General features: G+C 63.3%; 16 protein-coding genes. 3 read left to right on the plus strand and 13 right to left on the minus strand.

Features of this window, described 5'->3' with window-relative positions; genetic code table 11:
* Positions 1-40: 40 nt before the first annotated feature.
* The 3 genes from trpC to ATN37_RS04605 all read right to left on the minus strand — a co-directional run bounded on the left by trpC (position 41) and on the right by ATN37_RS04605 (position 3,263).
* Positions 41-850: an indole-3-glycerol phosphate synthase TrpC gene (gene trpC / locus ATN37_RS04595; protein WP_003944016.1), complete on the minus strand. Its 810-nt coding sequence runs from the start codon at positions 848-850 to the stop codon at positions 41-43.
* A 125-nt stretch (positions 851-975) separates the two neighbouring features.
* Positions 976-1,680 (minus strand): TIGR02234 family membrane protein, encoded by a 705-nt coding sequence (locus ATN37_RS04600; RefSeq protein WP_030536757.1) that lies wholly within the window; start codon positions 1,678-1,680, stop codon positions 976-978.
* On the minus strand, positions 1,677-3,263 hold the full coding sequence (locus tag ATN37_RS04605) for an anthranilate synthase component I (RefSeq protein ID WP_007728697.1): 1,587 nt from the start codon (positions 3,261-3,263) through the stop codon (positions 1,677-1,679). Before ATN37_RS04605 ends, ATN37_RS04600 begins: the two co-directional genes overlap by 4 nt.
* Before the next feature lie 57 nt (positions 3,264-3,320).
* Here ATN37_RS04605 and ATN37_RS04610 point away from each other — a divergent pair, with 57 nt between their 5' ends.
* Positions 3,321-3,779, plus strand: coding sequence for a peroxiredoxin (locus ATN37_RS04610; RefSeq protein WP_007728696.1), 459 nt, complete (start codon positions 3,321-3,323; stop codon positions 3,777-3,779).
* Between the two features lie 40 nt (positions 3,780-3,819).
* On the opposite strand, the gene ATN37_RS04615 is transcribed toward ATN37_RS04610, so the two are convergent.
* Positions 3,820-4,602, minus strand: coding sequence for a dioxygenase (locus tag ATN37_RS04615; protein ID WP_003944012.1), 783 nt, complete (start codon positions 4,600-4,602; stop codon positions 3,820-3,822).
* A gap of 174 nt (positions 4,603-4,776) precedes the next feature.
* Here ATN37_RS04615 and ATN37_RS04620 point away from each other — a divergent pair, with 174 nt between their 5' ends.
* Positions 4,777-5,286, plus strand: coding sequence for a MarR family winged helix-turn-helix transcriptional regulator (locus ATN37_RS04620; protein ID WP_030536759.1), 510 nt, complete (start codon positions 4,777-4,779; stop codon positions 5,284-5,286).
* A 28-nt stretch (positions 5,287-5,314) separates the two neighbouring features.
* On the opposite strand, the gene ATN37_RS04625 is transcribed toward ATN37_RS04620, so the two are convergent.
* Positions 5,315-6,853, minus strand: coding sequence for an FAD-binding protein (locus tag ATN37_RS04625; protein ID WP_162114711.1), 1,539 nt, complete (start codon positions 6,851-6,853; stop codon positions 5,315-5,317).
* Positions 6,854-7,050: 197 nt separating this feature from the next.
* Here ATN37_RS04625 and ATN37_RS04630 point away from each other — a divergent pair, with 197 nt between their 5' ends.
* The gene (locus tag ATN37_RS04630; protein WP_003943994.1) at positions 7,051-7,641 is read left to right on the plus strand and encodes a TetR/AcrR family transcriptional regulator; all 591 of its coding nucleotides are present in this window, start codon (positions 7,051-7,053) and stop codon (positions 7,639-7,641) included.
* Here ATN37_RS04630 and ATN37_RS04635 read toward each other — a convergent pair.
* From ATN37_RS04635 to ATN37_RS04670, 8 genes are read right to left on the minus strand one after another with little or no spacing between them, the layout of a single operon-like run.
* On the minus strand, positions 7,638-8,096 hold the full coding sequence (locus ATN37_RS04635) for a hypothetical protein (RefSeq protein WP_232330054.1): 459 nt from the start codon (positions 8,094-8,096) through the stop codon (positions 7,638-7,640). The genes ATN37_RS04630 and ATN37_RS04635 overlap by 4 nt on opposite strands.
* A 5-nt stretch (positions 8,097-8,101) precedes the next feature.
* Positions 8,102-8,638, minus strand: coding sequence for a hypothetical protein (locus ATN37_RS04640; RefSeq protein ID WP_231915200.1), 537 nt, complete (start codon positions 8,636-8,638; stop codon positions 8,102-8,104).
* Positions 8,605-9,924 carry an MCE family protein gene (locus ATN37_RS04645; protein WP_081557936.1) on the minus strand — a complete coding sequence of 440 codons (1,320 nt, stop codon included), beginning with the start codon at positions 9,922-9,924 and terminating at the stop codon, positions 8,605-8,607. Before ATN37_RS04645 ends, ATN37_RS04640 begins: the two co-directional genes overlap by 34 nt.
* Entirely contained in the window at positions 9,921-11,054 is a 1,134-nt protein-coding gene (locus ATN37_RS04650; protein WP_198035648.1) for an MCE family protein, read from the minus strand. The genes ATN37_RS04645 and ATN37_RS04650 overlap by 4 nt, the downstream gene beginning before the upstream one ends.
* Positions 11,051-12,313 (minus strand): MCE family protein, encoded by a 1,263-nt coding sequence (locus ATN37_RS04655; RefSeq protein WP_030536765.1) that lies wholly within the window; start codon positions 12,311-12,313, stop codon positions 11,051-11,053. The genes ATN37_RS04650 and ATN37_RS04655 overlap by 4 nt, the downstream gene beginning before the upstream one ends.
* The gene (locus tag ATN37_RS04660) at positions 12,313-13,335 is read right to left on the minus strand and encodes an MCE family protein (protein ID WP_030536766.1); all 1,023 of its coding nucleotides are present in this window, start codon (positions 13,333-13,335) and stop codon (positions 12,313-12,315) included. The genes ATN37_RS04655 and ATN37_RS04660 overlap by 1 nt, the downstream gene beginning before the upstream one ends.
* Positions 13,332-14,354, minus strand: a complete 1,023-nt coding sequence (locus tag ATN37_RS04665; protein ID WP_081557938.1) for an MCE family protein — start codon at positions 14,352-14,354, stop codon at positions 13,332-13,334. The genes ATN37_RS04660 and ATN37_RS04665 overlap by 4 nt, the downstream gene beginning before the upstream one ends.
* Complete coding sequence (locus tag ATN37_RS04670; protein ID WP_064689619.1) at positions 14,351-15,520, minus strand: MCE family protein; 1,170 nt, start codon at positions 15,518-15,520, stop codon at positions 14,351-14,353. The genes ATN37_RS04665 and ATN37_RS04670 overlap by 4 nt, the downstream gene beginning before the upstream one ends.
* Between the last annotated feature and the right edge of the window lies 1 nt (position 15,521).

The raw sequence follows: 15,521 nt of genomic DNA on the forward strand, positions 1-15,521 counted from the left end.
CGCCCGGGTGCATCAAAGCACGCCGGGCGGGTGAAGCGATTTATCGAGACGGTTTGGGGCAGGACGGGTGCGCACCTGCATTGACCAGATCTGCGACGGCCTTGCGAGGGTCGCCGCTGGTCACGAGGCCTTCACCGACGAGCACTGCGTCGGCGCCCGCCCCGGCGTACGCCAACAGATCGGCAGTTCCGCGAACACCGGACTCGGCAATCTTGATCGTCTCGGTCGGAAGACCGGGAGCGATGCGACCGAAGGTGTTCTTGTCCACCTCGAGAGTCTTGAGATTGCGGGCGTTCACACCGATCACCTTGGCGCCGGCTTCGAGCGCGCGGTTGGCTTCTTCCTCGGTGTGCACCTCGACGAGGGCAGTCATTCCCAGAGATTCGGTGCGATCGATCAACGAGGCGAGCGCCTGCTGCTCGAGTGCCGCGACGATCAGCAAGATGACGTCGGCGCCGTGAGCGCGAGCCTCGTGAATCTGGTACGGCCCCACGATGAAGTCCTTGCGGAGCACCGGAATGGTGACCGCTTTACGGACTGCGTCCAGGTCGGCCAACGAGCCGTGAAAACGGCGCTCTTCGGTGAGAACACTGATGATGCGTGCGCCACCGGCTTGGTACGCCGCGGCAAGCTCAGCGGGATCGGCAATGTCGGCCAACGCACCCTTTGACGGGCTCGCTCGCTTGACCTCGGCGATGACGCCGATGCTCGATTCCAGAAGTGCTGCTGCAGCATCGAGTGCAGGCGGTGCAGCGGCCGCAGCAGCCTTGACTGCAGCGAAGTCGAGTACGGCTTCGCGGGCGGCGACGTCAGCGCGCACCCCGTCGAGAATCGAGTCGAGTACGGTCATCGTGGCCCGAATCCTTTCTGGGCAAGAGCCCGATGTGAGATACGTCATCAGGGTGGTCTCAGCCTAGTGGGACGAAATTTTGCTACTCCGTCGGGGTACCCACGCAGGTGAAGGTTCAGTCTTACTCAGTGGGACGACCCCGGTTTCGCGCCGTTGTCTCCCCCAACTCCGTCGTCCCCGTCAGTCGCTGTCGGGTCCTCTCCGGCGTCGAGCGCATCCCACAACATCCGTTGTGTCACAGGCTCGTCCGATGCAGGTTTGTCTCCCTGACCAAGCTTGGCCGCGGCCTCGCGGCGCGCGGCAGGGTTGTCGTATTTCGACGACAACCCGCCTCGCACTGGAGGTTTGCGCATCAGAAGTACTGCCGCGCCAAGCGCCGCCACCGCTCCGACCAACGCAAGCAAGGCAGGCAGTACCGAAACAGTCGTCGAGAGATCTTCCGGGTGACCGGACAACTCGGCCAACTCCACCGCTCGGTCCGCAGAGGCTCCGGACACCAACAACTGCACTGCCGGAACCGCTACCGCGACGGCGACGAGGGCAACCAACAGTCCGACTACCCGAAGTGCCCAACCTCGCACCGCAAACGACGCCGCGATCGCCGCCAGAAGCGCGAGCGCGAGCGGAGTCATCGCCGCCGCCCAGGTGCTGCCGTCGAGATCCGTCGTCCTCTCCAGCGTCTTGCCGTCGCTCGAGGTCAGATGAACCCACGTCATTCGTGAGCTGCCCCACAGAGCTGCTGCCGACAACGCCAGCAGAAGCGTTCTCGGCACGGCGGTGCCACGAGAAACGCTTGTAGGCTCCGCTGCACTCGACTCGTTCTCACTCACTGATCGTCACCTCCGATGGTGCGCAGGGTGTGCGCCGACGCAATCGCGCTCAGCACTGCCATCGCCTTGTTGCGGGCCTCGGTGTCCTCGTAGACCGGATCCGAGTCGGCGACGACGCCGGCGCCCGCCTGGACGTATCCGATCCCGTCCTTGATCAATGCCGTTCGGATCGCGATCGCGGTGTCGGCGTCGCCGGCGAAGTCGAGGTAGCCGACGATGCCGCCGTAGATACCGCGCCTGGTCGGTTCCAGTTCTTCGATCAGCTGCATCGCTCGGACCTTGGGTGCCCCCGAGAGGGTTCCAGCGGGGAAGCATGCGGTGACGGCGTCGAGAGCGTGCTTTCCCTCGGCCAGATGTCCGGTGACCGTCGATACGAGATGCATCACGTGGCTGTACCGCTCGATGTGCCGGTAGTCGTGCACCTTCACCGTGCCCGGGCGACAGACACGACCCAGATCGTTTCGCCCCAGATCGACGAGCATGAGGTGCTCGGAGTTTTCCTTCTCGTCGGCGAGGAGATCTTTCTCGAGCAGGATGTCGTCCTCCTCTGTGGCACCGCGCCATCTGGTTCCAGCGATCGGGTGTGTTGTCGCGACGCCCTCGGCGACGGTTACCAGTGCCTCAGGGCTCGAACCGACGATCGAAAACGCCGTCTCTCCATCACCGTTCGGCACGTTGAGCAGATACATGTACGGGCTGGGGTTCGACGCTCGCAGCATCCGGTACACGTCGATCGGTGCTGCAGTGCAATCGATCTCGAATCGCTGCGAGAGAACTACCTGGAATGCCTCGCCCGCTTCGATGTCGCCGATCAACTTTTCGACATCGACACCGAAGCTCTCGGTGGTGCGCTGACGACGGTAGTTCGGAGTCGCTTTCGAAAATGTCGACACCGTCGATTTCGCCGGCGCCGCGAGAGCACGAGTCATCGCGTCCAACCTTGCGACTGCGTCGTCGTACGCCGTGTCGACGCGCTCGTCCGTGCCGTCCCAGTTGACGGCATTGGCGATGAGGGTGATCGCCCCTTCGTGGTGATCGACTGCGGCGATGTCGGCGGCAAGCAGCATGACCATCTCGGGGATCTGCAGGTCGTCGACCGCGGAGTCACCCAATCTCTCGAGGCGCCGCACCGCGTCGTAGCCGAGGAATCCGACCATTCCGCCGGTCAGCGGGGGCAGGTCGGGCAGCCGCTCCGAACGAAGCAGCTCGAGGGTGGCACCGAGCGCGTCGATCGGGTCGCCGCCGGCCGGAGCGCCGGCCGGAACGTTGCCGTACCAGGCCGCCTCTCCGTCCACGACGGTCAGTGCAGCCGGACTTCCGACGCCGATGAACGACCACCGCGACCACGAACGACCGTTCTCGGCCGACTCGAGCAAGAAGGTGCCTGGACGATTGCCGGCCAACTTCTCGTATGCCGAGAGCGGAGTTTCGGAGTCCGCCAACACTTTCCGAGTGACCGGAACGACCCGGTGCTCAGCTGCGAGGGCACGGAACTGCTCCCGGGTGGTGGTGGAATCGGACGCGTCACCGACGATCGCGGTGTCGGACGACCGTGCGGACATGGAGGTGGGCTCGCCGTGCATGCCTCCATCATCCCAGGCTCCCCCACACGGTCGTCGTGCGCGGGTAACCTCGGCCGAATGAAACCAGGCCAACTCGCTCCCGATTTCTCACTGCCCGACCAGGACGGGACTCCGCGCTCGCTGACGAGCCTGCTCGAGAACGGACCCCTGGTCCTCTTCTTCTACCCGGCAGCCTCGACGCCGGTGTGCACCGCCGAGGCGTGCCACTTCCGTGACCTCGGCAGCGAATTCGCCGCGGTGGGCGCTTCGCGAGCGGGCATCAGCACCGATACGGTCGAAGCTCAGTCCACCTTTGCCACCGCACAATCCTTCGACTACCCCCTACTCGCCGACACCGACGGCAAGGTAGCCGAACAGTTCGGCGTCAAGCGCGGACTCCTGGGCAAGTTGGCTCCGGTCAAACGCTCGACCTTCGTGATCGACACCGACCGCACCGTCCTCAAAGTCATCTCGAGTGAACTACGCGCCAACACCCACGGCGACCAGGCGCTCGAGTTCCTTCGCAATCGAAGCTGACCCACCTGGGCGACCTGATTCTCTGCGCGATTTGAAATCTCTAGGCGACCTGAATCGAGCGCTTCGCAAGCCCCATCCAGAATCCGTCGATCACCTGGGTGGGCACCTGTTCCGGATCGGATGACGCACCGAGCGTGACGAACAACGGGGCGAAGTGCTCGATGGTCGGATGCGCGTACGGCATCCCGGGAGCTTGAGCGCGGAAGTCGATCAAGGAATCGACGTCACCGGCAGCGAACCTCTCCCCTGCCCACGCGTCGAATTCCGCCGACCATCCCGGGGCCTGTGCCTCCGGTGACGGATCGCGCAGGAACGGTAGCCCGTGCGTGGTGAATCCGGATCCCACGATCAGTACACCTTGCTCACGGAGTGGCCGTAGGCGCTGTCCGAGATGGAGCAAACGCTCGGGATCGAGGGTGGGCAGCGAAATTTGCAGTACCGGGATGTCTGCGTCCGGGTACATCACCGTGAGCGGCACGTAGGCACCGTGATCCAGGCCTCGATTCGGCTGCTGAACCACGCGTTCGTTGTCCGGCATCAACGCGGCAACCTGGGCGGCGAGTTCCGGAGCGCCGGGAGAGTTGTACTTCGCGCGGTAGAACCTCTCGGGAAAACCACCGAAGTCGTAGATGAGCGGGGTGCCCGTGGTCGTCGATCCGATCGTCAGCGGTGCTGATTCCCAGTGCGCCGATACGACGAGGATTGCCGTCGGCCGCGGAAGATCGCCGGCCCACGCCCCCAACTGGTCGACCCACAACGCGCTGTCCACCAGCGGCGGAGCACCGTGGCTGAGATACAGCGCAGGCATGGTTGTGGTGGACATACGGACTCCTCGGGATAGACATTCGTCGTAAGTTGAAGGTTCAACCTAATATAGAACTCAACACTTGCGTCCCGCAACTATTCCCCGCAGGATTCTTCTGGACATGCGTCTGAGACGCTGTACACAAGCACGCTCCGTGCACGAAGAATGCTCGACCCGAAGGAGAAGTCACCGATGAGTGAACCGACCGCGCAGCCCGACGCGCAGTCTCAGACGAAGTGGCTCACAGCCGAGCAGCAAGAAGCATGGCTGACACTGATCGCTCTCGTGACACGGTTGCCTGCCGCACTCGACACTCAACTACAACGCGATTCGGCACTCACACACTTCGAATACTTCGTACTCGCGGCACTCTCGGACGCCCCCGACCACAAGCTCCAGTTGTCGGTACTGGCCCAGCGCGCGAACGCGTCCCTGTCCCGCCTCTCGCACGTGATCACGAAGATGGAGAAGGCCGGCTGGGTGAAACGGGAAGTCATTCGTGGCAGCCGCGGCTCCAACGCAGTGCTCACCGACGAGGGAATGGCAAAGGTGGTCGCGGCCGCACCGCCGCACGTCGCCTCAGTTCAAGGTCTCCTCTTCGAGGGCCTCGACGATCGCCAGGTCGCCCAGCTTTCGTCGTTGGGTACAGCAATGCTCACCCAACTGGACAAGGGAATCGCCGCCGGACTCGGCAAGGCCTGACCACATCCCCGAGACGAGCGACTGATGATCAAGACGGCAGCTTCGCGAGGTCGAGAGCAGCCAAGTGACTGAACAGCATGCTCGCTCCGATCGGGTTTCCACCGCCGGGGTACGTAGTCCCGCTGGCCGCTGCCATCGTGTTCCCCGCCGCGTACAACCCGGCAATCGCCGTACCGTCGGCTTTGAGCACCCTCCCGGTCGCGTCGGTCCGTAGACCACCTTTGGTCCCGAGGTCGGAGATGCTGAAAGCGGCAGCGTGAAACGGCCCTTGATCGATCGGTACGAGCGGCGAAGCCCCCTCAGAGAAGGCGCGGTCGTACGCAGTGTCTCCTCGACCGAAGTCCGTGTCGACGCCAGTCGCCGCAAACGCGTTGAATCGCTTCACGGTCTCCACCAGTTCCGCTGTGGGAACATCGATCTGGGCAGCGAGGTCTTCGAGTGTCTGTGCACTCTTCCACAACCCCGCAGCCACATACTGCTCCGTCTGGGCCATGGGTACGTTGGGTGCCTTCACCGGCGGCACTGCGCCTTCTCTGTTGTCGTAGATCATCCAGTACGGCGTGGTTACTTTCCCTGCCCGCATGTGTTCGATGACAGCGCGACCCAAGCGGTCGTACGGCGCTGATTCGTTGACGAATCGACGACCGTCGTCGTCCACGAAGATTCCGCCGGTGAACCACAGCGCAAACGCGGAGCGCCCATCTGGATGGGTGAGTCCCGGCGACCACCAGGCCTCGCCCATCAGGTCGGTGTCGGCACCCGCGGCGACCGCCGCCTGGTGCGCCTTCCCGAGGTTGCCGGGGCAGCCCATCGTGTCGAGAGCGGATCCGGGGACACCGAATTCGGCACGCATGGTCTCGTTCTGCTCGAATCCACCGGCGGCGAGGATCACTCCTCTGCGTGCCTGAATGGTTCGACGCCGACCATCTCGGTCGACGACGGCTCCGACCACCACCCCGTCCTCGACAACCAGTTCCTCGAGAGTGGTCTTCAGGTGCATGGTGGCGTTCGGGAGTTCCGCAAGAGCCAACAGGAATCGACCGATCAACGACTGGCCGCCGACGAGGTACTTCGGCAACTTCTCCCCCAGCCGTTCCGTCGCCAGCGGCGGACGAAGCGAATCACGAAGCGCACCCAGCATGTTCGCGTTCATCGGCTTGGGAACAATGTGCCGTCCACTCGCGCGAGCCTTGGGCTCCTCACCGAAGTAGTCGGGCCACGGCAGTATCTGGAACTCGAAGTTCGAGTCCTCTTCGAGGTAGTCGATCAACCCGGCGCCACCTCGAACGTAGGCTTCCTGAACGTCGGCGGGCGTACGATCACCCACCACTGATCGGTAGTACTCCAGCGCATCCTCGATGGTGTCGACGTCCCCGCCCCGACGAAGAACGGCGTTGCACGGGAACCACATTCCGCCGCCGCCCGAGTACGCCGTTGTTCCGCCGTACTTGTCGGTTGCTTCGATCGCAATGACGTCGAGGCCTTCGCGGGCTGCCGTGTACGCGCCGGTGAGTCCACCACCTGATCCCACAGCGAGTACGTCGCACGTCTCGTCCCACTTCGTCATCGTCAGCCTCTCTGATTCTGGGCACAGTTTCCGAACATGTTCTAGAAATCGTTCTAACACATGGACTTAGCGATCGCGGGGGTTCGAAATTCTGTCCCACCGAGCGGGAGCGAGACATGACGCCGAGCGGGAGCGAGAACGAGCAGCGATAGCGCACACTTTGCTCGCACGGGCCTGATCCCGTAGTGTCTGGACACATGTCTGGTAAGACCAAGTTCGAGTCCACTCGTCGACGGCTCACACAGCAGCAAGCCGAAACCGTCGATCGATTGACCGCGGCAGCGATCACGGTCCTGCGCGACAAAGGGTTTGCCGATCTGACTGTGCGAATGGTGGCAGCGGAAGCCGGTGTCGCCGCAGCCACGGCATACACCTACTTTTCGTCCAAGAGTCACCTTGTGGCAGAACTGTTCTGGCGCCGACTCGACGCGGTACCGCACGAGCCCTCCCCCGAGGCGGAACGAGAAGCGCAGGTCTGCTCGGTCCTTCGAAGCGTCGCACTCCTCGTTTCCGACGAACCGGAGCTGGCCGCGGCCGTGACCACGGCGATGATGGGCAATGATCCCGACGTCGAACACCTTCGGGGACGTATCGGCAAGAACATCCGCGAGCGGCTCATCGAGGCGCTGGGGCCGTCATACGATCCCGACGTACTCGAAGCACTCGAAATCTCCTGGTCCGGAGCGCTTGTTCGAGCCGGCATGGGTTACGAGTCCTATTCGCAGATCGCAGACCGGCTCGAAGTCACTGCCAGGCTGATCATGGCGGGCCGCGACAACCTTCACTAGACGGGGGTCATGGCACTCACCAGCCATGTGCCGTCGACTCGATCGAGTGTCACCTCGACTCGGCTCGACGTCGACGCTGGTGCCGGCCGCGCGGTACTCGTCGTGATCTGATCGACGAACACGAGCACTTCCGCGCGGTCCGCGGCAACGGAGAGCACACCGACATCGACGACTCGGGCTTTCGTGCTGATTCCCTGCTCCTTCGACTGTGGGGCAACTGTTTTCGATCCGAATTCGGTGAAACTGTCCTGAAACGATCCGCCGGCGCCTTCGGCCGCTCGTGCGAGATCGTCGTCGACGGTATCGCTGTTGTAGCTCAGGAGCTTCTCGACGAGCGTGGGCGCCACACCGATCACCTCGGCACGTGCGGTTTCAGCGTCCCCCGAACGGTGGTGACTCCAGATCGCAGTGCCGCCGACTCCCATCAAGACCAACGCTGCAAGCGCTATGACCATGCGCTTCACGGCACGAACTCCACACTCGACATCAGTACCCGCCCGTCGACGTCCTCGACACCGACGCGCAGACGGTAGGTGCGCGCCGAAGACTCTCCCGCTGAATTGCCGACCTGAGCAGATGCCGCGATCAGCACCACCCCCGAGTTACCGGATTCCGATGCCAAGGCTGCGGTGTCGACACGCCCGTCGGAATCGACGGCAAAATCACGGATGGACGCGACGAACGCAGATTCGCCGGACTTCAGTTCGTCGGCAAAGGTTCCCGTACTCAGCGACTGCAGTGTCTCGAGGTCCTCGTCGACTGTGGCGGAGTGAACGTCGATCAGAGCGAGGGCTCCTGCGACCGCACCGTCGACGTACTCTTGACGCTGGGACTCTCGCGCGCGGTCCGATCGAACTGCCAGAGCACCGAAGACCACAACGACGCTCAGAGCCGCGAGTGCAATCCAGACCAGGGCAGTGAGTACACCGCGCTTCCCTCCGACCGGATCCAGCACCTCACCTCTCAGCGATTCGTCGGCGTCAGCAACTGTTGCCACGGCTCACCCTCCCCCGGGCCGGAGTCAGCCGGAGCCAACTCCGTGTGTTGATAGTCGACTCCGTCAGGCCCGGTGTACAACTCGCCGGGCGCATTGGTCCCCGACGGCACGTACGCTTCGGGGCTCCGACAGATCTCCGGGCTCGGTGCTCGTTTGCCCGGTACCTCCATGCAGGGAATGTTCCGGGATCCACGAACTGCGAAGACCGAGTTCTGCGGAACTTTGCAGTACAGATCAGCCGGGGTGTCCGGCACACTCATCTGGGTCGGGTCCCGTCGCTGATCGGCCGGAAGGTAACCGGTCGAGCACGCCGCGGGGTCCTGCGCTTGGAGGTGGAAGTTGACGTTCGCGGCGCCGTCCACCTGCCCGCGTTGGACAACGGTTTCCTGTGCCGCAACCAGTGGCGGCAAGATGACGAGCACCTGCTCCAACCCGGCGTTGTACGTCAAAGCCACCTGAGCGGTGCTGGTGAAATTGGCAAGCAGCACAGGCAAAGTGGGCTTGAGGCCTTGAAACAGCAGGTCGGCTTCAGTCGCGAAGCCCGGTCCGGTCTCGAGGATATTGCGCACGGACCCGTCGGCGACCGCCAACTGTCCACTGAGTTGAGCGACACTGGACGCCCACTGGCGAATCTGATCGCCCGTCACCACCTGTGTCTGCAGGAGCGGATCCAACTGCTGTACGAGCGTCGTAGCCGGCGTTGTGGCAGCGGACATCTGATCGACGAACGAAGTGGTCGAATCCAGCAGACGAGCCAGATCCTCGCCCCTGCCTCCGAAAGCTGCCGCGGACTCGTCGATCGCCGATCGCAACTTGTCCTGCGGTACGGATGCGAGCATCGCCTGCGCCTGATCGAGGACCGGTCCGATCTCGGTCGGGATCGTGACAGCGTCGGGGCCGATCACGTCTCCGTCGGTCAGAAAGGGTCCGTCCGCGGTGCTCGGTTGCATGTCGACGTATTGCTCGCCGATTGCCGACACGCTTCGCACCGCTACTGTGAGCCCGCTGGAGGGAACGGGAACCGCACTCTCCAAAGATAATTCGGCGCGTACCACTCCCGGAGACAGACGCACCGACCTGACCTGACCGATGGTGTCGCCGCGATAGGTCACGTTCGCGTTCCGATACAGGCCGCCGGCGTCCGGCAGTTCGACTGTCACCGAGTAGCGCCCGATGCCGAGCATGGTCGGAACTCTCAGGTACGAGATAGCCGCTGCGCTCATGCCTATCACCGCCAGGATCGCGAAGATCGTCAATTGCCTTCGCACCAACTTCGTGAGAATCATCGTCCACCTCCCTGGGCGGGTTGCGCTGTGCCAGGTGGGCCGGGCTGCCCTGTGCCGAGTGGGGCGGTCAAGGGATCGACCAGTACTCCGTTCTCCACGGGGGTTTGCGGCGCCCCGAACGGAGTGCCGAAGCCGAGCCCCGACTGGAGACGATTACTCGTGAGGTCGATCAGCGCCCACAAATTGGTGTAATCGCCGCGCATTCCGTCGTCAATGGTCGTCTGGGGGAAGGGGAAGGTACTCAGGTTGCCCAAATTGTTGATCAGGTCCGGTCCTGTTTCGACCACCTTCTGCAGCGTCAATTCCAAGGCGCTCAAATTGGCTTTCAAATCGTCGCGGGTCCGGTCGACCAGATCGGTCCCGACGTCCCCGAACCTGCCGACCGCATCGAGGGCGGTGGTCAGGTCGACGCGTTGGGCGCTGAGTTCCGCCAAGGCCGGATCAAGGGTCTCCAACGCCTCACCGAGAACGTCTCGCTGAGCCGTGATCTCGCCGGCGAAGACGTCGAGATTCTCCATGGTCGTGACCATCGCATCACGTTGGCGGTCGAGTGTTTCGGTCACGGTATCCATCTGACTCAGCAGGTCGCGCGCCGCATCCGTCCGTCCGCCGAGCGCCGTGTTCAGCTCCGTGGTGATGCTGTGAATCTGAGCGAGCCCGCCGCCGTTGAGGACCAATGACAGTGCCGTCAACGCTTCCTCGGTGGTGGGATAGACGCCGGCCGACGCGAGGGGGATCACCGATCCCTCCGACAACCGCCCTTCCGGCGCAACATCGGTAGGCGGCGCAAGCGCAACGTGTTTGGACCCGAGCAGGCTGGTTTGGCCGATCTTGGCAGTCGCATTGGCGGGCAGGGACACCGAACCGTCGAGTGCAACCGTCACCCGTGCGTGCCAGTTGTCGGTCTCGATCGCACTGATGCTTCCGACCGTCACGTCGTTGACCATGACCGGAGAGTTGGGACTTATCGACGTGACGTCCGGCATCTCGATCACGACTGCGAAACTCCCCTCACCGCGCCCAGCCGCGCCTGGCAGCGAAACCGAATTCAGCCCGCTCCATTGGCAACCCGCCAGAACCAGCACGGTGCTCGCCCCCACACAGACTGTCACCCACCTCCGGGTAGTCATCGGGGTTCCGTCGACGGCATGAGCAGTCCGGCCAGGTCAGGCGCCGGGGGCATGATCGGAAAGCTCAAGGCGCCAGTCGGTTCCAGATCAGGCTCGCTGTACACCAGTTGGTCCGGAAGAGCCCCGAGCGCCCGGGTCGGATTGATGCTCAGGTCCGGGTAGTTCGCCTTGATCGTGTTGAGCAACGGGCCGAGGTATTCGATGCACAAATCCGCGCCCTTCTTCGAGGTGTCGTTGGCCAGGCCGGCGATTCCGCCGCAGATCAAGTCGATCGGGTTGCCGACGTTCTGGAATGCGGGCACACCCACCATCGCTCCTTGGGCCGGCCGGTAGACGTTGTAGTAGTTCGACAACGCTGTCGGAGCCAGATGCAGTACCTTCTCGAGACCTGCGCGCTTGTCGACCAATACCTGGGACACGTCGGCCAACTTCGCGATCTGCTCCGTCAAGCCGGTTCGGTTCTGTTCGACGAACCGCTGTACGTCGACGACGGCGGCGTCCAGATCGGCGAGAGCCGGAGCCAATTGCGTCCGGCTCTCGGCGAGCACACTCGAGACATTTGCCAGTCGTCCTTGGAACTGAACGATCTGTTCGTCGCTTGCGGCGAGTGCGGTCGTGAAGGTCTGCAGGCCGCGGATGGTGCCGAACAGATCGGCTCCGCCTTCGTCGAGTGTGCTCATAGCCTCCGAGAGTTCGGTCACCGAGCGCCCCAGCGCTTCCCCGTTGCCAGCCAGTGCGGATCCGGCACCGTCGAGGAAGTTGGCGGCGGGACCGCGATCGTCCCCGACGGGGCCCAAAGCGTCGGCAGCCCGGCCCAGCTGTTCCTTGATCTGGTCCCACTCGACCGGGACGGCCGTTCTGTCGAGTGGGATCTCCGCACCGTCATTCAGTGCGTCGGCGCCGTCCGTCACCGCCGGCGTCAACTGCACGAAGCGGGCCGAGACCAGCGACTGGGCAACGATCACCGCTTTCGCGTCCTCGGCGACGGGAACCTCGCGCGCCAATTTCAGTTCGACGCGCATTCGATCTCCCTGTGGGGCGATCGCGGTGACGCGGCCGACGTCGACTCCCACGACACGAACGTCGTCACCGACATACAGACCGGTCGTCGAGGTGAAGTAGGCCGTCACGTTGTAGTAGCGCAGATGTTGCACCGCAAGGTATCCCGACACGACGACGATCGCCGCACCGATGACGCTTCCACCAACGACGGCGATTCGGCGCCAGTTCACCGGTTTGCGAACTCGTAAGGCACCCATCATCGAACCTCCGGAATCGGTAGCGGCGCAGGTGGTAGCCCGAACATCGCGTTGATCAACGGTTGGGTGTATTGCGCCGGCACCAGGTTCTGGACGTAGGCGTAGTAGAAGGGGCCGCTGGCCACGGTGTCACCGAGCGTGCCCACGTACGTACCGAGACCGTCGATTCCCTGAGAAAGGTTGTCCTTGTTGTTCTGCAGAATTCCGACAACCGTGTCGAGTTTGCCGAGGACCGGCTGCAATTGCGCCTCGTTGTCGTGGACGAGTCCGCTCAGCTGGGTCGACAACGCCGAGATGTTCGTGATCACTTCCCCCAGCGCCGCCTGTCGCCGATCCAGTTCTCCCAACAAGGCGTTGCCGTCGACGAGTAGCGCGTTGACCTGTGGTCCACGCTCGGCCAGCGTCCCGGCGACGTCGTTTGCATCGGACAGCAAGGTGCGCAACATGTCGTCGCGTCTATTGACGCTGTCGGAGATCCGTGCGACACCGTCCAGCGCCGGCCTCAGGTTCGGCGCACTGTCGGACATCACCTGCCCCACTGCGTCGAGCGATTCGGAGAGTTGGTCGAGATCGATGTCCTCGACCGTCGTGGTGAGGTCACCGAGCACGTCGGGCAGCGAGTACGCCGATCTTGTTCGCTCGACCGGGATCTCGCCGCCGACCGCGATCCTTCCCGGACCGTCCAGATCGAGCGATACCGCTCGCTTGCCGAGCAACGACATCGTGGTGACGGCCGCCGATGTGCTTTCTCCCAAACCGATCGAGCCTTCCAGTGTGAAATCCACGCGCGCGAGTCCGTGCTCGACCTCGATCCGATCCACCGTTCCGATCTTCACTCCGGCGGCGTTGACTTCGTCTCCCGGCGCGAGACCGCTGGCGTCGGCGAACACCGCGCTGTACCCGACACCCGATTTCAGGAACTGCAGATTCTGATACTGGAGCGATGCCAATACGACGGCGGCCGTGACGACCAATCCCACGACCCCCACGCGTACGGCCTGGCTCTGTGCCATCTCTCTCATCGTGGTGCGCACCTTCCGGTCGTCTGATCCACCAGGTCGACAGTGAGCGGCGTACCGTCGGCACCGTCGACCTTCAGTGCGATTCCGCACAGATAGAAGTTGAAGAACGACCCGTACGAGCCGACTCGGATCAGCTGCTTGTAGTTCGAGGGCATGGACGCGAGAATCCGATCGAGCTCACTTTGTTGCTCGATCAGCGGATTCAGGCTTGCGTCCAGCTTCGACAGGTTTCCCGCGATGTCCGGGCGAACTCCGGCGAGGAGATCGGCGAAGGCGCCTGATGCGGTGTTCACACTCTCGACGGCAGTCCCGATCATCTCCCGGTCCGCCGCGAGCCCGCTGACCAGCTGTTGTAGGTGATCGAGAGTGTCACTGAACTGACCACCGCGGCTGCGCAATTCGCTGAGCACACCGTCGAGGTTGCCGATCACTCGACCGATCAGTTGGTCGCGGTCTGCGAGAGTGTTCGTAATCGATCCGGTGTGCGCCAGCACCGATGCCACAGTTCCGGACTGGCCTTGAAACACCTCGAGCAAGGACATCGACAACGCGTTGACCTGCTCCGGGTCCAGGGCTTGAAACAGCGGCTTGAAACCACCGAGTAGCGCATCGAGGTCGAGTGCCGGTGCGGTGCGATCGACGAGGATGCTCTCGCCCTCCGGTTGCGGTTCCGCGATCCCCGGATCGTCGAGCAGTTCGAGGTATCGATTACCCACCAGATCCTGATATCGAACAGCGGCTCTGGTCGATACGGTCACGGTGTCACCCGTATCCACACTGAAACTCACGTGGGCACGGTGATTCCCACCGAATTCGACGGAGCCGACAGAACCGACCGGCACACCGGCGATGCGCACCTTGTCGCCGGCTCTGAGCCCGGAGGCGTTGACGAACTCCGCCGAGTACGACCTCGCGTCGCCACCTCGCATCTGGCCGAACACGAGGATCAGCCCGGCGTTGACGAGGATCATCACCAGAACAAAAATTCCGAACTTGACGGTGTACCCACGAACTTTCATCGGATCTCCGTCCCGAACAGGTAGCTCATCAGATCCGGGACCGTGTTCATCGGTTGCCCACCGTTCGGCTGACGCTCGGGCGCAAACGGATTCACCCCGGTGTCGGTCACCAGGTACGGCGCATTGACGTTCGGGTCGCGCAGTGGAAGGCCCATACACTGCGGGCCACCGGTTGCCGCGACCTTCGGGAGGTCGTCGGGATATCGGTACGGTTCGGTTCCGGCGATCAGACCGATCGACATCTTGATTCCTGGTTGTCCGTTGTAGGCGCCGTCGCCGATCTTCTTGCTCTCCTGCAGTCCGTGGAACATGCAGGGAATCACCGGGGAGTATTCCTCGAGCAGTGCGGTGGTCGGCCGCAGTAACGACAGAACGGTGTCGATACCGGCGGCGTTGGCTCCCAGTACATCTTCTCCGGTGCGGGCGACCCCGATCACGTTGAGCAAGAGGAGATCAAGATTCTGCTGCTCGTCGAGAACAGTGGTTCCCGTCGTCGTGAGCGAGTCGAGGGTGTCCATCAAGTCGAGAACAGCGTCGCGGTAGGTCTGTGTGACGGCTGGTAAATCCGTCAACACATGATCGAGAGCCTCACGTGCAGTGTTGAATTCGAGCAAGGAGGAATCTGCTTGTTCGAGTGCGACCCCGAGCCGTTCGCCGCGTCCTTGCAGAGCAGTCGAGAGGGCACCCAATGTCGAATCGAGTTTGCCCGGGTCCACCGTCCGGAGCACGGTGGTGAGTTTCTCGAACACCGTGTTCAGCTCGACGGTCACCCGGGATGCGTCGATCGTCGCTCCGGCGGCAAGTCGCGCACTACTCGGCTGCTCCGGCGAGGACAGGCTGACGAACTTCGCGCCGAAGGCCGTGTTCGACGTGATCGCCACATTCACGTTTGACGGAATCGATTCGAGCGCTTCGGGATCGATCGACAACGACAGTTGTGCGGTGGCGTCGTCAGTCGGCGTGATGGACTCCACCGAGCCCACGGTCACCCCGGCCATCTTCACCCGCGCGCCCGGATCCATCACGAGCCCCGCGCGCTCCGCGATCACCGTGATCGGGACGCGAGCGACAAACACCTGGTTGAAAGACGCGACCGACAACGCGATGACCCCGACGATCGCCGCAGCCAAGCCCAGAGCAGCCAACTTGTAGCCGTATCTGTGCACG

The sequence above is a fragment of the Rhodococcus sp. MH15 genome (assembly GCF_019266045.1).
Lineage (GTDB): Bacteria > Actinomycetota > Actinomycetes > Mycobacteriales > Mycobacteriaceae > Rhodococcus_F > Rhodococcus_F qingshengii.

What these genes read in the sequence shown, in the direction of transcription:
- ATN37_RS04650 (WP_198035648.1), bottom strand. Translation starts at nt 11,054, where the DNA reads ATGACTACCCGGAGGTGGGTGACAGTCTGTGTGGGGGCGAGCACCGTG.
- ATN37_RS04625 (WP_162114711.1), bottom strand. Translation starts at nt 6,853, where the DNA reads ATGACGAAGTGGGACGAGACGTGCGACGTACTCGCTGTGGGATCAGGT.
- ATN37_RS04615 (WP_003944012.1), bottom strand. Translation starts at nt 4,602, where the DNA reads ATGTCCACCACAACCATGCCTGCGCTGTATCTCAGCCACGGTGCTCCG.
- ATN37_RS04630 (WP_003943994.1), top strand. Translation starts at nt 7,051, where the DNA reads ATGTCTGGTAAGACCAAGTTCGAGTCCACTCGTCGACGGCTCACACAG.
- ATN37_RS04620 (WP_030536759.1), top strand. Translation starts at nt 4,777, where the DNA reads ATGAGTGAACCGACCGCGCAGCCCGACGCGCAGTCTCAGACGAAGTGG.
- ATN37_RS04665 (WP_081557938.1), bottom strand. Translation starts at nt 14,354, where the DNA reads ATGAAAGTTCGTGGGTACACCGTCAAGTTCGGAATTTTTGTTCTGGTG.
- ATN37_RS04610 (WP_007728696.1), top strand. Translation starts at nt 3,321, where the DNA reads ATGAAACCAGGCCAACTCGCTCCCGATTTCTCACTGCCCGACCAGGAC.
- ATN37_RS04635 (WP_232330054.1), bottom strand. Translation starts at nt 8,096, where the DNA reads ATGGTCATAGCGCTTGCAGCGTTGGTCTTGATGGGAGTCGGCGGCACT.
- ATN37_RS04645 (WP_081557936.1), bottom strand. Translation starts at nt 9,924, where the DNA reads ATGATTCTCACGAAGTTGGTGCGAAGGCAATTGACGATCTTCGCGATC.
- ATN37_RS04655 (WP_030536765.1), bottom strand. Translation starts at nt 12,313, where the DNA reads ATGGGTGCCTTACGAGTTCGCAAACCGGTGAACTGGCGCCGAATCGCC.
- ATN37_RS04605 (WP_007728697.1), bottom strand. Translation starts at nt 3,263, where the DNA reads ATGCACGGCGAGCCCACCTCCATGTCCGCACGGTCGTCCGACACCGCG.
- trpC (WP_003944016.1), bottom strand. Translation starts at nt 850, where the DNA reads ATGACCGTACTCGACTCGATTCTCGACGGGGTGCGCGCTGACGTCGCC.
- ATN37_RS04660 (WP_030536766.1), bottom strand. Translation starts at nt 13,335, where the DNA reads ATGAGAGAGATGGCACAGAGCCAGGCCGTACGCGTGGGGGTCGTGGGA.